At 63.2% G+C, this 14826-nt stretch carries 15 protein-coding genes, 1 pseudogene and 1 riboswitch; of the genes and pseudogenes, 2 read left to right on the forward strand and 14 right to left on the reverse strand.

All coding sequences use genetic code 11. The annotated features are described in order from the left end of the window. Positions 1-6: 6 nt before the first annotated feature. The 10 genes and pseudogenes from IPK59_03610 to IPK59_03655 form a co-directional block, all read right to left on the reverse strand. Positions 7-237, reverse strand: coding sequence for a hypothetical protein (locus IPK59_03610; GenBank protein ID MBK8157903.1), 231 nt, complete (start codon positions 235-237; stop codon positions 7-9). A gap of 16 nt (positions 238-253) precedes the next feature. Further along, the gene (lpdA, locus tag IPK59_03615) at positions 254-1654 is read right to left on the reverse strand and encodes a dihydrolipoyl dehydrogenase (protein ID MBK8157904.1); all 1401 of its coding nucleotides are present in this window, start codon (positions 1652-1654) and stop codon (positions 254-256) included. Between the two features lie 26 nt (positions 1655-1680). Next, positions 1681-2034, reverse strand: coding sequence for a hypothetical protein (locus IPK59_03620; GenBank protein MBK8157905.1), 354 nt, complete (start codon positions 2032-2034; stop codon positions 1681-1683). 16 nt (positions 2035-2050) lie between these two features. Continuing rightward, positions 2051-2380, reverse strand: a complete 330-nt coding sequence (locus IPK59_03625; protein MBK8157906.1) for a hypothetical protein — start codon at positions 2378-2380, stop codon at positions 2051-2053. 2 nt (positions 2381-2382) lie between these two features. Beyond that, a complete protein-coding gene (locus tag IPK59_03630; GenBank protein MBK8157907.1) occupies positions 2383-3672 on the reverse strand; it encodes a pyruvate dehydrogenase complex dihydrolipoamide acetyltransferase in 1290 nt (429 codons plus the stop codon). A 15-nt stretch (positions 3673-3687) separates the two neighbouring features. After that, positions 3688-5046 carry a pyruvate dehydrogenase complex E1 component subunit beta gene (locus tag IPK59_03635; GenBank protein MBK8157908.1) on the reverse strand — a complete coding sequence of 453 codons (1359 nt, stop codon included), beginning with the start codon at positions 5044-5046 and terminating at the stop codon, positions 3688-3690. A gap of 16 nt (positions 5047-5062) precedes the next feature. Then, a pseudogene (gene pdhA / locus IPK59_03640) lies at positions 5063-6068 on the reverse strand (pyruvate dehydrogenase (acetyl-transferring) E1 component subunit alpha). A 146-nt stretch (positions 6069-6214) separates the two neighbouring features. Beyond that, on the reverse strand, positions 6215-6730 hold the full coding sequence (locus IPK59_03645) for a septum formation initiator family protein (protein ID MBK8157909.1): 516 nt from the start codon (positions 6728-6730) through the stop codon (positions 6215-6217). A 108-nt stretch (positions 6731-6838) separates the two neighbouring features. Continuing rightward, positions 6839-8125: a phosphopyruvate hydratase gene (gene eno / locus IPK59_03650; protein ID MBK8157910.1), complete on the reverse strand. Its 1287-nt coding sequence runs from the start codon at positions 8123-8125 to the stop codon at positions 6839-6841. A 116-nt stretch (positions 8126-8241) separates the two neighbouring features. Continuing rightward, complete coding sequence (locus tag IPK59_03655; protein MBK8157911.1) at positions 8242-9534, reverse strand: YihY family inner membrane protein; 1293 nt, start codon at positions 9532-9534, stop codon at positions 8242-8244. 475 nt (positions 9535-10009) lie between these two features. On the opposite strand from IPK59_03655, the gene IPK59_03660 reads away from it, so the two are divergent. Further along, entirely contained in the window at positions 10010-10534 is a 525-nt protein-coding gene (locus tag IPK59_03660) for a hypothetical protein (GenBank protein ID MBK8157912.1), read from the forward strand. A 265-nt stretch (positions 10535-10799) separates the two neighbouring features. On the opposite strand, the gene IPK59_03665 is transcribed toward IPK59_03660, so the two are convergent. Beyond that, positions 10800-11261, reverse strand: a complete 462-nt coding sequence (locus IPK59_03665) for a hypothetical protein (GenBank protein MBK8157913.1) — start codon at positions 11259-11261, stop codon at positions 10800-10802. 356 nt (positions 11262-11617) lie between these two features. On the opposite strand from IPK59_03665, the gene IPK59_03670 reads away from it, so the two are divergent. Then, positions 11618-12238: a hypothetical protein gene (locus IPK59_03670; GenBank protein ID MBK8157914.1), complete on the forward strand. Its 621-nt coding sequence runs from the start codon at positions 11618-11620 to the stop codon at positions 12236-12238. Positions 12239-12317: 79 nt separating this feature from the next. Here the strand turns inward: IPK59_03670 and IPK59_03675 are convergent, their stop codons facing one another. The 3 genes from IPK59_03675 to IPK59_03685 all read right to left on the reverse strand — a co-directional run bounded on the left by IPK59_03675 (position 12318) and on the right by IPK59_03685 (position 14786). Beyond that, positions 12318-13061, reverse strand: coding sequence for a CbtA family protein (locus IPK59_03675; protein MBK8157915.1), 744 nt, complete (start codon positions 13059-13061; stop codon positions 12318-12320). A gap of 11 nt (positions 13062-13072) precedes the next feature. Next, positions 13073-13264, reverse strand: coding sequence for a CbtB-domain containing protein (locus tag IPK59_03680; GenBank protein ID MBK8157916.1), 192 nt, complete (start codon positions 13262-13264; stop codon positions 13073-13075). Positions 13265-13382: 118 nt separating this feature from the next. Further along, a riboswitch (cobalamin riboswitch) is annotated at positions 13383-13619 on the reverse strand. A 144-nt stretch (positions 13620-13763) separates the two neighbouring features. Beyond that, positions 13764-14786 (reverse strand): carbohydrate kinase family protein, encoded by a 1023-nt coding sequence (locus tag IPK59_03685; protein ID MBK8157917.1) that lies wholly within the window; start codon positions 14784-14786, stop codon positions 13764-13766. Positions 14787-14826 lie beyond the last annotated feature (40 nt).

Raw genomic sequence — 14826 nt, forward strand, 5'->3', positions numbered from 1 at the left:
TCTCAGCTAGAACGCATCTTCGGAACGGGCGCGCCGCTCGACCGGCCAGGTCGAAAAGGCGAAGCCCCAGAGCATGATCAAGTTCAGGAGCGGTACGAACACGGTCAATGTCCACCAGCCCGAATAGCCGGCCTTCTTGATGATCTTAACGTAGGGGATCATCATGACGGCGACAACGAGCAGCCAGAGGATGACCACAAAAAAGTGGAAACCCGAGAAATCAGCTTGTGGCTCCATAGTTCAACTCCCCCAATCAGATATGGATGGCCCGGCCATAGGCGGCCAGCACCGCTTCGTGCATCGTTTCGGAAATGGTCGGATGCGGGAAGACAGTGTGCAACAATTCGGCCTCGGTTGTCTCCAGCGTTCGCGCAATAGTGTAGCCCTGGATGAGCTCGGTCACCTCGGCGCCGATCATGTGGGCGCCCAGCAACTCGCCGGTCTTGGCGTCGAACACGGTCTTGACCATACCTTCGGGTTCACCGAGGGCAATCGCCTTGCCGTTGCCGATGAAGGGGAAGCGGCCGACCTTGACCTCGTGCCCCTTGTCCTTGGCGGCCTGTTCGGTGAGGCCGACCGAGGCCACCTGCGGCATGCAATAGGTGCAGCCGGGGATGTTGGCCGTGTTGAGGGGATGCACGTCTTTGACACCCGCGATCTTCTCGACGCAGATGACGCCTTCATGGCTCGCCTTATGGGCCAGCCAGGGCGCGCCAGTGAGATCGCCGATGGCATAGACGCCCGGCTCGCCGGTGAAACCGTAGCCATCGGTGAGGATATGGGTCTTCTCGACCTTCACCTTGGTGCCTTCGAGGCCGAGATTCTCGACATTGCCGACGATGCCGACGGCGAGGATGACGCGGTCGACGGTGATGTCCTGGGTCTTGCCGCCGACCTCAATGGTCGCGGTGACGTTGTCGGCGCCCTTCTTCAGCGCCTTCACATTGGCGCCGGTCATGATCTTCATGCCCTGCTTCTCGAACGCCTTCTGGGCGAAGGCCGAAATCTCGGCATCCTCGACGGGGAGGATGCGCGGCATGACCTCGACCACCGTCACCTCGGCACCGAGATTGCGGTAGAAGCTCGCGAACTCGATGCCGATGGCACCGGACCCCACCACCAGCAAAGATTTCGGCATGACCTTGGGCACCATCGCCTCGCGATAGGTCCAGATCAGTTTGCCGTCGGGCTCGAGGCCGGGGAAGCTGCGGGCGCGGGCGCCGGTCGCGAGAATGATGTTCTTGGCGGCGATGTCGGCAACCGGCTTGCCGTCCTTCTCGACCTTCACCTTGCCGGCGCCGGCGAGCTTGGCGTGGCCGTCGAAGACCGTGACCTTGTTCTTCTTGAGGAGATGCTTCACGCCGCCCGAGAGCTGGCCGGCCACTTTCCGCGACCGGTCGACGATCTTGGCAAGGTCAAAGGTGACGCCGGTCGCCGAGAATCCATAGGCATCGGCATGCTTCAGCAGATGCCCAACCTCGGCCGAGCGCAGCAATGCCTTGGTCGGGATGCAACCCCAGTTGAGGCAGATACCGCCCAGGTTTTCGCGCTCGACCACCGCGACCTTGAGGCCGAGCTGGGCGCCGCGGATCGCCGCCACATAGCCGCCGGGTCCACCACCGATCACGACGAGGTCGAAGTTATTGTCCGTCATAGCGCGAATCCCTCTTATTGGGCCTCTTATTGGGCGGGCAGTTCCTGGAGGCAGGCCAGTTCGGTCGCATCGATATAGGTCTCCGGCACGTTGCCCGGCGTAATCTTGCCGGCAACGGCATGGGTCTCGATGATGCGCTCGACGGCACAGCCACAAATCTCGGTCATCTCGGCGGGCTGCAGGGCCCGGTTCATCTGCGCCTGCTTCACGATGTCGGGCAGGCCCAGCTTGCAGCCCAATGTCATCGCCTTCACCAGCTCGGCGCGTGCTGCCGGCGCCGATATGTCAATCTCGCGCTGCATGGCCCAGACGAAGGTCAGGGCGACAATGACGATGGTCGCCACGATGGCGATAAGCAGATAGCGGGCAACCTTCCTCATGCGATGCGCGGCAACCTTACTTGCCCTTGCAGCGGTCGAAATGTGGTTTCATCTTCGAGGCTACCGGCTCCTTGGTGGCGTCGTTGGCGAATGAAATGATCTCCTTGGGATCGAGATAGCTCACCACCGCCTGCGAGGTGCAGCTGCAATAGCGGTCGATGCCTTCCTTGATGGCTGGCTGCGAGGTGTCGAGATTCATGCTCTTGGCATCAGCTTCCATGCCGGCCACACATTCCTGCGCGAAGAAGTCGAAGAACTGCTTTTCGAGCGGTGGGCGCAGGCTGTCGGCCAGCGCAATATCTGACCCGGCCAGCAGCATCAATACGGCGAAGACAAATTTCCGCACGATCACACCAGCATGCCGAGCGGGTTTTCGATGAGCCGCTTGAAGGCGGCAAGGAATTCGGCGCCCGTCGCCCCGTCGACCACGCGGTGATCGACCGAAAGCGTGCAGGTCATCACATTAGCGACGGCAAGCTGGCCCTTGCGTACCACCGCGCGCTCCTCGCCGGCGCCGACCGAGAGGATGCAGGCCTGGGGCGGGTTGATGATGGCGCTGAAATCCTTGATCCCGAACATGCCGAGATTTGAAACCGAGAAGCTGCCGCCGGTATATTCCTCCGGCTTCAGCTTGCCCTGCTTGGCGCGGCCGGCCAGTTCCTTGATAGCACCCGAAAGGTCGGAGAGGCGGCGCGTGTCCGCGTTCCTGAGGATCGGCGTGATGAGACCCCCCGGAATGGCAACCGCCACCGAGATGTCGGCCGATTTGTACATCTTGACGCCGTCATCGGACCAGGAGGCATTGGCGGTGGGCACCTGGATGAGCGCCAGCGCGCAAGCCTTGATGACGAAGTCGTTGACCGAGAGCTTGTAGGCGCGGGGGCCTTCCTTGGGCGCGCCGGCATTGATCTCTTCGCGCATTTTCAGCAGCCGGTCGATCTCGCAATCGACCGTGAGATAGAAATGCGGCACGAACTGCTTCGATTCCTGGAGGCGCCGCGCGATGGTCTTGCGCATCGAGGTGTGCGGCACGAGATCGAAATCCGGTTCGCCGAATTGCGGCGTGCCGGCGATGGCAGGTGCTGATGCGGGCGCCTTGGCGGTGGCAGCGGCCGGCGCTGGCTTCGCGGCACCTTTGGGCGCACCGGCAAGATCGGCCATAACAATGCGGCCGTTGGGACCGGAACCGGTGATGGTCGCAAGATCGATGCCCTGCTGTTCGGCCACGCGCCGCGCGAGCGGACTGGCGACGATGCGGCCGCCGGCATTGGGTACCGATGCGGGCTGTTTCGCGGCCGGGGCAGCTTCAGCTTTTGCCGGTGCGGCAGCGGGTGCTGCAGCAGCAGGCGCAGGCTTTGCGGCAGCAGGCGCGGCACTCACCGCACTTGCATCCTCGCCCTCTTCCACCAGCACGGCGATGACGTCGTTAACTTTCACGCCCTGGGCACCGCCGGGGACGATGATCTTGGCCAGCGTGCCTTCATCGACGGCTTCCACTTCCATGGTCGCCTTGTCGGTTTCGATCTCGGCCAGGATGTCGCCGGCCTTGACCGCGTCACCCTCTTTCTTCAACCAACGCGCAAGATTGCCTTCCGTCATGGTCGGCGACAGGGCGGGCATCAGGATATTGATCGGCATCAGACCCTCCCCTTCTTAGCGGTAGCAGACGCGCTTGGCGGCATCGACAACCCAGTCGGGCTGCGGCAGCGAGAGCTTTTCGAGGTTGGCGGCGTAGGGCAGCGGCACGTCGGCGCCGTGCACGCGGGCAACCGGCGCATCGAGATCATCAAACGCCAGTTCCATCATCAGTGCCGACAGTTCGGAACCGATGCCGGCAAAGGGCCAGCCTTCCTCGACCGAGACGAGGCGGTTGGTCTTCTTGACAGACGCAACGATGGTGTCGGTGTCGAGCGGGCGGATGGTGCGCAGATCGATGACTTCCGCCTCGATCCCGTCCTTGGCGAGGATGTCGGCAGCGGCGAGCGCCGTCCCCACCATCTTCGAGAAGGCGGTGATGGTGACATGCTTGCCCGGACGTACGATACGCGCCTTGCCGATCGGCACGACGAATTCGGGATCGGTCGGCACCTCGAAGGATTGCCCGTAGAGCATTTCATTTTCGAGGAAGATGATCGGGTTGGGATCGCGGATCGCCGATTTGAGCAGGCCCTTCGCATCGGCCGCCGAATAGGGTGAGACGACCTTGAGGCCCGGGCAATGGGCGTACCAGCTCGCATAGCATTGCGAATGCTGGGCGCCGACACGGGACGCCGCGCCATTGGGGCCGCGGAAAACGATCGGGCAACCCATCTGGCCGCCGGACATGTAGAGCGTCTTGGCGGCCGAGTTGATGATGTGGTCGATCGCCTGCATGGCGAAGTTGAAGGTCATGAATTCGACGATCGGACGCAGGCCGCCGAAGGCAGCACCCACACCCAGACCGCCGAAGCCGTGTTCGGTGATCGGCGTGTCGATGACGCGCTTGGGGCCGAACTCCTCGAGCAAGCCCTGGCTCACCTTGTAGGCGCCCTGATATTCAGCGACTTCTTCGCCCATCAGGAACACTTTGGGATCGCGGCGCATTTCCTCGGCCATCGCATCGCGCAAAGCTTCGCGCACGGTATGGGTCGCGGTGGCACCGGTATATTCCGGTTCGGCGGCAGCGGATTTCACGATGGCGGGCGCTGCGACCTGGGATGGTGCCGCCGCAGCCGGGGCGGCTGCTGCTTGCGGTGCCGCCTTGGCGGCTGGTGAGGCACCCGCCGCTTCGTCTTCGCCGCGCAGGATGGCGATCGGCGCGTTGACGGCGACATTCTCGGTCCCGGCTTCGACCAGGATCTTTTCCAAGATGCCTTCGTCGACGGCTTCCACTTCCATGGTCGCCTTGTCGGTCTCGATCTCAGCCAGGATATCGCCGGGCTTCACGGAATCGCCGGCCTTCTTAAGCCATTTGGCCAGCTTGCCCTCGGTCATGGTGGGCGACAGTGCGGGCATCAGAATCTCGGTGGGCATATGAGCTCCTTCCCCTTCAGGCTTCAACCAGGATGTCGGTCCACAACTCCGATGGATCCGGTTCCGGCGAGGATTGAGCGAATTCGGTGGCCTGCGAGACGATGTCCTTGATCTCGCGGTCGATGTTCTTGAGACCCGCTTCGTCAGTCAGCTTCTCAGCAAGCAGACGCTCGCGCAGCCGATCGATCGGGTCATGTTCCTGGCGCATTTTCGCCACTTCTTCCTTGGTGCGATATTTCGCGGGATCGGACATGGAATGGCCGCGATAGCGATAGGTGTTCATCTCGAGGATGAAGGGACCGTCACCACCCCGCGCATGAGCCAGCGCCATGGCGGCAGCTTCCTTGACCTTCACCACATCCATGCCGTCGACCTGCTGACCGGGAATGCCGTAGGCGGCACCGCGGTCGCAGAGCTTCAAGCCCGCGGCGGAACGCGCCACCGAGGTGCCCATGGCGTACTGGTTGTTCTCGATCACATAGACCACGGGGAGCTTCCAGAGGGCCGCCATGTTGAAGCTCGTAGACCTGGCCCTGGTTCAAAGCACCATCGCCGAAATAGGCCATGTTGACGCCGTTATCTTCGTTGTATTTGTGCGCAAAGCCGAGACCGGTGCCGATCGGCACCTGGGCTGCGACGATGCCGTGGCCGCCATAGAATTTCTTCTCGCGGCTGAACATGTGCATCGAGCCGCCCTTGCCCTTGGAGTAGCCGCCACGGCGGCCGGTCAGCTCGGCCATGACGCCCTTGGGGTCCATGCCGCAGGCCAGCATGTGGCCGTGATCGCGATACGAGGTGATGACGCTGTCCTGCGGCTCGGCCGCGGCCTGCATGCCCACCACCACGGCCTCCTGGCCGATATAGAGGTGGCAGAATCCGCCGATGAGGCCCATGCCGTAGAGCTGGCCGGCCTTCTCTTCGAAGCGACGGATCAGCAGCATGTCGCGATAATACTGGATGAGATCCTGTGCAGATACCGGGGCAGCGGCTTTGGATGCCGCGCGTGTCGCTGACTTGGCCATTAGACCCCCCTGACTGGGTTTTGGCTGTTGACTATAAGCCGTTGGTTCGGCCTGTCGACCATCCGCACAGCCTCGGGTGCGCCGGTCAATCGGCTAGATTATCGTGGTTAATCCGACGCAAATCAACAACAGTTAATATGTTGATATTATACGATAAAGTGGCTATTAACCGAATAGTGGTTAAGAATGGCCCGGTCAACACACGCGTCATGGTCCGCGCAGGCGGGCCACCCACGAATTGCTATCGTCAGTCGCCAACCAACTCGTAGGTGGCCGCCTGCGCGGACCATGACGATAAGGGGAGTTGCGACTACCATGACGGCGTGAACGCCGGCCGGGTCGGTGTCGCTGGGCTGCAGGAAGATGATGAGGTCGTCGGGGTGGGCGTAGTTCAGCATCACCCTGGCGCGTTCTTCGAGCATGTCGAGGTCGAGGGAGCTGTTGGAGAGGAGCGTCACACGCCGCTCCATCGCCTTGCGGTCGGCCGAGGCTTCGGCCGCCTGGGCGGTCGCGGCCTTCAGTTCCTGGTTGAGATGCAGCCAGGCTAGGATGCCGCGGTCGCCATGGATGGCATGGAACACGAAATAGGCAGAAAGGCACGCCCCCAAGAGAGGCAGAGCAACTTGGCGCAGGCGACGCCGGATTTCGCGACCGATTTCCATGCGCTCAGCGAATCACACTCCGATTCCACCCGTCAATAGAAAAGCGATTCAAGACGTTAGAAACGGCGGTTTGAGTCGAATGTGAATGGCTCCCACCCCAGACCGGCGTCACTTGCCGAGCTTCTCGATGGCAGCGCGGCCGGCATAGCCAGCGGCTGAGCCCAGGCCCTCTTCGATGCGCAGGAGCTGGTTGTACTTGGCGATGCGGTCCGAACGGCTCAAGGAGCCGGTCTTGATCTGCCCGCAATTGGTCGCAACCGCCAGATCGGCGATGGTCGAATCCTCGGTCTCGCCGGAGCGATGGGACATGACGGCCCGGTAGCCAGCCTTGTGGGCCATCTCAACAGCTTCAAGAGTTTCGGTGAGGGTGCCGATCTGGTTGACCTTGACCAGGATGGCGTTGGCGATGCCCTTCTCGATGCCGGATTGGAGGCGGACCGGGTTGGTGACGAAGAGATCGTCGCCGACCAGCTGGACGGTGGCGCCGAGCTTGTCGGTCAGGGCCTTCCAGCCGTCCCAATCATCCTCGGCCATGCCGTCCTCGATGGTGACGATCGGATAGGCCTTGGCGAGCTTGGCGTAGAAATCGACCATGCCGGCGGCGTCGAGCACTTTGCCCTCGCCTTCCAGATGGTATTTGCCGTCCTTGTAGAATTCGGTCGACGCTGAATCGAGCCCAAGCGCGATGTCGGTGCCGGGCTTGAAACCGGCCTTCTCGATCGACTTCATGATGAAGGCCAGCGCCTCGTCGGCGCTCTTTAAGTTCGGCGCGAAACCGCCTTCGTCGCCGACATTGGTGTTGTGGCCGGCGGCCTTCAACTGCGCCTTCAGGGCATGAAAGACCTCGGCGCCCCAGCGCAGGGCCTCGGAACCGCTCTTGGCGGCCCAGGGCAGGATCATGAATTCCTGGAAGTCGATCGGGTTGTCGGCATGGGCACCGCCGTTGATGATGTTCATCATCGGCACCGGCAGGGTGCGCGCCGAGGTGCCGCCGACATAGCGGTAGAGCGGCAGGCCGGCATCGGCGGCAGCGGCCTTTGCTACTGCGAGGCTCACCCCAAGAATGGCATTGGCGCCGAGACGCGCCTTGTTGGGCGTGCCATCGAGGCTGATCATCAGGCGGTCGATCTTGACCTGGTCCTCGGCATCGAGGCCGGAGATCGCTTCGAAAATCTCGCCATTCACAGCATCGACGGCCTTCAGGACACCCTTGCCGAGATATTTCGTCTTGTCGCCGTCGCGCAGTTCGACCGCTTCATGGGCGCCGGTCGAGGCACCGGACGGCACTGCCGCGCGGCCACTCGCGCCGCTTTCCAGCATGACATCCACCTCGACTGTCGGATTGCCGCGGCTGTCCAGAATCTGGCGCGCGTGCAGGTCGATGATGGCGGTCATGAGCGACTCCCTCGTTGAAACGCGAAAATTGTCTGGGCCGATTTATAGGGGTGGCGCGGCGGGGGATAAAGCAAAAATGGCCGAGTAACAGAAATCCTTGGCACAAGAGAAATGCCTCAAATGGCACCGATGCCCTTGAGGGCAGCGCCCACACTCTCGTCCAGCGCCGCCTTCTCGGTCTGGGCGATGCGGCGCATCAGGGGATCGACCAGCGGCACCACCTCCTCCACCGTCTCGCCCAGGGCGATGCCGAGATCGTGGCAGAGATCGTGGATGGAGAAGCTGTTGAGGTCGCGGGCGAGGATCCAGCGGCCGTTGTCGCTTCGTGCGATGAGGCGGTGGGTTTTCAAGGTATCGAGCAGCCAGATGAGGCGCCCTGGATCGGCGGCCAAAGCATGGACCAGTTGTTCTGAGCGGACGCCGGAACCATGCGATTGGGCCTTGGAGAGTTCCGCGAAGGTGCCCAGCGCCAGGCTGAGGAGATCGCCACGGCGGAGCGATTCACCGACCTGGCGGCGCCCGGAGCGCCATTCGGGGAGCGCCGCCGCGACCTCGGCGCCGATCAGCACCGTGACCCAGACGAGGTACATCCAGATAAGGAAGATCGGGATGGTGGCGAGCGCGCCGTAGACCACCTGATAGGAGCCGAAATACTGTAGATAGAGACCGAAGCCACGCTTCAGGAGTTCAAACAGGATGGCCGCCAGGATGGCGCCCATGCCGGCATCCATGAAGCGCACGGGGCGGGTCGGGATGAGGCGGTAGAACAAGGCAAAGCCAGCCGTCTCGAGCAGGAAGGGCAGGACCGCCGCGAGAATCTTGACGCCCGCGGACAGGCCGTAGATTCCGCCGTTGCTGGCCATTGAGAAGACATAGGTCGAGATCGAGAGCGAGGCGCCGAACAGCAAGGGACCCAGCGTGATGATGGCCCAGTACACCGGCAGGCGATGCAGCTTGTTCTTGTGGCTGGTGACGCCCCAGATGTTGTCGAAGGCGGTTTGGATCGTGTTGACCAGCAGGATCGCGGTGACACCGATGCCGATGACGCCGGCCGCCGATGTTCCGCCGGCATTGTTGATGAACGTTCCCAGATATTCGGTGACGACGTTGGCCAGATCCGGTGCGAGATTCTGGGCCAGCACGATGATAAAATCGTCCCGCAGGTCTGCCAAAGGCGGAAAGGCCGCGAACATGGCGAGGCCGATGGCGAGCAGCGGCACGATCGCCAGCAGTGAGGTGTAGCTGAGGCCGGCCGCCACACCAACGCAGCCATCGGCGTCGAAGCGGCGCCAGACATAGGGCAGGAAGCTCGCGGTGGCGCCTTTGGCGCGGAGCGCCAGGTCACGCGCGGTCGGCGGCCGTGGCCTGCTCGCCAGCTTCCACCTCGGTCGGTTTCTCCGACGCCCCATCCATCCCCAGATCCTTCCGCCGATTTGATAATCTTCAATTTATAGCATGCACCGGTAGGCTCGAGCGAAGGTGTCATCGCGCGAAAAGCAGGCCGCAAAACGGGCGGATCCGGCATGGGCGCCGTGCGGAGCCAGGCCAGTCCTATTTATAATTTGTTCAGGAATATCAACCTGTTCTTAGCCCATGAAAGGAATTGTTTACATATTCCAGGCACTCTTTTGTCAGTGTAATCAGATTTGAGAGCAAGACATGATCAACAAATGTCGCGCCGGCTCGGTGATGTTCGCCGCCATGGCCCTGGCCTTCGCCGCCACACCGCCTGCCCTCGCCCAGGAAGCGACGACAACGACAACAACTCTGCCCGCCGTCGAGGCGGGTGCCGCACCGGCTGCCACCGACCCGGCGGCACCGGCTGTCGCGGCACCAGCGCCCGCCGCTGCCGCGGAAGCACCGGCACCGACGCCGCCGCCCGGGATCTCGGCCGAGATCATTACGCCGGACGTCATCAAGGACATGCGCGAGCGCATCGTGCAGCAGGTGACGATCCTGTCGATCAGCGCCGCCAACAAGGTGCATACCGGCGTCGACCAGGCGGCCATCGACAAGATGGATGCGGCCTGGAAGGCGGAAGCCAAATCCGACGACCAGCCTTTCATCGCCGAGATCCTCAGCAGCCCGCTGTCCAACTATCTCCTTTATATCCAGGCCAGCTCCGCCGGGCTCTTCACCGAGATCTTCGTCATGGACAAGTTCGGCCTCAATGTCGGGCAGAGCTCGGTCACCTCCGATTATTGGCAGGGCGACGAGGACAAATACCAGAAGACCTTCGCGGTCGGGCCAGATGCGGTCTTCGTCGACGAGCCGGAATTCAACGACGAGACCAAGACCTGGCGCACCCAGGTCAATTTCACGGTGGTCGACCCGGCCACCAAGGAATCGATCGGCGCCGTGACGGTTGAATTCAATCTCACCGAAATGCTGCGCCGGTTGCAGAGCTGACAGGAACGGGGAACTAGAAAATGAAATTCGCCAATCTATCCGTTGCCAAGAAGCTCATCATCGCCTTCTCGCTGCTGGGGCTCGTGATCGTGATCTCGGGCGTCATCTCGATCATGCTGACGGCCCGCATTGACCGCGCCAACACGATCAGCGATGCGGCCGAACGTCAGGCAAGCTCGATCAACGCCACCATGGCCATCGCCGCCAAGATGCAGACCGCCATGCGCGGCCTGCTGGTCACCGGCAGTTCCGAATATTCACGCAACTACCAGACCTTCAGCGAGACCTTCGACACGCTGCTCGCGGAAGCTGTGGCCAATGCCCAGGGCGAGCAGGCCCTGCTCACCCAACTCGACTCCATCGGCGCTGCCGTAAAGGAATGGCGCGATGGGCCGGTGACATCGCAGTTGAAGCTGATGCGCCATCCATCGACCGTCAACGAAGCCCGCGCCATCGAAGTGACCGGCGCCGGTGAGACGCTGACCGAAAAGCTCGAAGCGGCCAGCCAGGAGTTGTCGGCGGCCATCGCCGCCAACTCCGCCGCAGCCAATGCCGAGATCGACTCGGCCCTGTCCTGGACACTGCGGGTCGTGATCGGCAGCGCTATCGTCATGCTGGTGGCCGCGGTGCTGTTCTTCTTCGTGCTGTCGCGCCAGATCGGCGCGCCCATCCGCGTGATCACCGGCACGATGAAGGAACTTGCGGCCGGCAATACCTCGGTCAGCATCCCCTTATGCCGAGCGCGCCGACGAGGTCGGCAACATGGCGGGTGCTGTCGCGGTGTTCGCCGACAATATGCGCAAGAACGAGAGGTTGCAGGCGGAAGCGGCCGAGCAGCAACAGGCCCGCGAGAAGCGCGCCGCCAAGATGACCGACCTTGCCCGCGGCTTCGACCAGCAGGTCGAGACCATCCTGCAGGCGCTGGTGAAATCGGCCGACGAGCTGGAAACCACCGCGGAATCGCTCACACAGCTGTCGACGGAATCGCTCGACCAGGTGCAGAAGGTGGCGGCTGCCGCAACCGAGGCCAGCGCCAATGTCAGCACCGTCGCCGCCGCGACCGAGGAACTCTCCGCCTCGATCATGGAAATCACGCGGCAGGTCTCGACCCAGTCGGAAATCGCCACGGCCTCGACCCATGCCATCGACGAGACGACGGAGCGTGTGGGTCATCTGACCGAGGCCTCGACCAAGATCGGCGATGTGGTGCGCCTCATCACCGAGATCTCGAGCCAGACCAACCTGCTGGCGCTCAACGCGACGATCGAGGCTGCGCGTGCCGGTGAAGCCGGCAAGGGCTTCGCGGTGGTCGCCAATGAGGTGAAGAGCCTTGCCAACCAGACGGCCCGCGCCACGGAAGACATCGCGGTGCAGGTGTCGTCGATCCAGAACTCGACGCAATCGACCGCGGAATCGATCCGCGCGGTGGGCGATCAGATCCGGCAGATGAAGGAAATCTCGGGCGGTGTCGCAGCGGCGGTCGAGGAGCAGAACTCGGCTACCAAGGAAATCTCGCGCAACATCCAGGAAGCCTCCGCCGGCAACCAGGAAGTCTCCGAGAAGGTCGTGTTCGTGGCGCAGGCCGCCGGCCAGACGCAGAGCGCCACCGCGACGGTGCTGACCGCGGCGCGTCTCCTGTGGCAGAACACCGCGAGCATCCGATCGACGATCGAGCACTTCATCCAGGACGTGCGCGCGCTCTAAACTCAAGACAAGAGAAAGCCGGGCGCCCCATCCGGGACGCCCGGCTTTTTTATTGCCGTCTAGTGAATGTGCCGCGCGATCAGGCGGCGGCGTCCTTGAAGACGCGATTGTAGAAGTAGCCCGTGGCAGCCCCCAGCACCGACCAGAACAGTAGGCCGACGATGGTGGCGGCGACGATGAAGCGATGCGAGAGCGCCTCGGGTGCGAGGCTCGCATGCTCGGCCGGTTGCGGCGCGCCATAAGCGTGCGGCAGGACGATGAGCGCCAGGCCCAGCGCCGCCCACCAGTAGCGCTTGCCTTGGAAGATCATGGCGAGGCCGGCGGCGGTCAGAGCGACCGTTGCCAGCCACCAGATCTGCCGGTCGAGGAGCGGCGCGGCCGCAGTCCCCGGCACTTCCGGCGGCAGGCCCAGATTGGGCGAGGCGACAATGGCGGCAAAACCGGCAAGGCCCCAATAGAGGCCGGTCCGCCAGTTCATGGCACCACCCCAGATGCGATAGGCCGCCACCAGCAGCAGCGAGAAGCCGATACCGGTGAGGACATCGGCCACCGCCGTCGAGAGGGTGCGTTCCCACCCGTCGGCCGGCGCCCAGGCGTCACCGCTGCCATGGTCATGGGCGGCCCCGTCATCATGGGTGTGGGTCGTGGTGTCAGCAGCGGCGGTTTCGTCTACAGCGGTTTCATCCACTGGCGCCGCCGCCTCATACTGCTCGGCCGCCAGGATGAGCGGTGTCGTGCTCACCTGATGAACCACCGCAATGAACAGGCCGCTGATCAGGCCAGCGAGTGCCGCGACCAGAAACAGCCGTCGAAACGTCTCCATGAACCTGCCTCTTAGTGGCAGGGGAAGGCGTTGGCGTGGCGGGTGTCGTGGGCGAAATTGTGAGCGGCTTCCATCTGCGAGAAGCCGACGCCCCAGACCAGGACGACACCCAGGATGGCGGCCATGAAGGCGCCGGTCAGCGCTTCGGCGCGGGTGCTGGTCTTTGTGGAGAGGGTGGTGGCGGTAAGGTTGCTGGTCTGCATGTTGGATCCCCTTGGTGTTGGCCCCGCCACGAGATGTGACGGCGCCGGTCGGTGCCGGAAGGGGCGCATAATCGATACCGATAAAGTCAGCACCGCGTGGACACCCCGTCCATGAATACGGATTCGTCTTGTCGCTGGCAGGTCTCCTGACTCGCGAGTTGCGCGCGGCACCGACCTTCCCAGTTGTTTGCCGGCATTGCTGCCGGGTCTCAACCAGTGGTCACTTCGGCGTCCGCTCCTCGCTTACAGTTGCGGGGGCAGTCACGGTTTTGGCCCCTTTTGGGTCGTCCGCACCGTGTTCCCTATTAATCCCCTGGAGTTCATCCGTTGGGGAACCTTCGACGGGAGGAACATCGCCCCCACCCCGCCTTGTCGTCAAGGTCTTTGCTAATACGCGACGAGAATGCGGGAATTTTGTCCAGAAAGCGACGCTTGCTGAGGTGGCAGCGACGAGCCACTGAGGCGCCACGCAACCGCAGGCCGAGTCATCGAAACTGGATCAGATCGCCTGGCGATGGCCCCAGGCTTTGGCCTGGGCGAGGCAGGCCTGATAGGTGTCGACGGCGGCGCAGGTGGAAAGACCGCGCAGCGACATGGCGGCGGCGGCATGAGCAAGTTCCAGGGCCGCATCGACATCCCAGCCTTCATGGAGCGCATAGATGATGCCGGCGGCGAAGGCGTCGCCGGCACCGTTGGCGCTGACGATCTCCGCCTGGGGCACGCTGACCGAGGCGGCAGTCCAGATCCGGCCGTCGCGCGCGATGGCGACGGCACCGGCCGGGAAATGCACAACGACCAGCCGCATGGCGCCCTGGGCCAGCACCTCGCGCGCGGCCTCGATGCACAGCTTCACCACGGTGACGCCATCGTTGGAAGCCTGCAGGCCGGCGATGGCGCCGATCTCAAGGTCGTTGACGATGAGATAGTCGAGATGCGGCAGGCAGGGGCGCACGAGGGCCGCGATGCGGTCAGGCGCGATGCTGAAGAGCTCAAGATTGGTCTCGAGCCCCGCCGCACGCGCACGGCGCAGGACCGCGACCCAGCCATTGGGATCGTCCTGCCAGGGCTGATCCATCAGGCGATGGGCACCCGGCAATCCCAGATGGAGGATGCGCGCAGTTGTGTGCGAAAAATCGAAATGATCGGGCGTCAGCAACGCGCCCGTGCCCTGGAAGAAGATGTGGGTGCGGCGGCCGCTGCGCTTCGAGACATAGGCATCGGTGAACTGCGTTTCGGCGGCGCTGGTGGCTACCAGCTGCGTGCGGTCGATGCCATGGGCGTCGGCCTGGGACCAGAGGAAGCGACCGTCTGGATCGTCACCGACCAGGCCGATGGTGGCGACCGGAAAGGCGGGGTCGAGCTTCTTCACGTCGAGGGCAAGGTTGCAGGCTGAACCGCCGCCATAGATTTCGGCGGCGAGGATTTCAGCAACGCCATCCTCATGGGGCCAGGCATCGATCGCGCGGTTGCGATCAACGCACCAGGTGCCACCCGTGACAATACCGCGACGAGAAGTGCTCATACCCTCTTCTCTACAGGCGGAAATGTCCGGAATCCAGAGG

This window comes from Rhodospirillaceae bacterium (assembly GCA_016712715.1).
Lineage (GTDB): Bacteria > Pseudomonadota > Alphaproteobacteria > Dongiales > Dongiaceae > Dongia.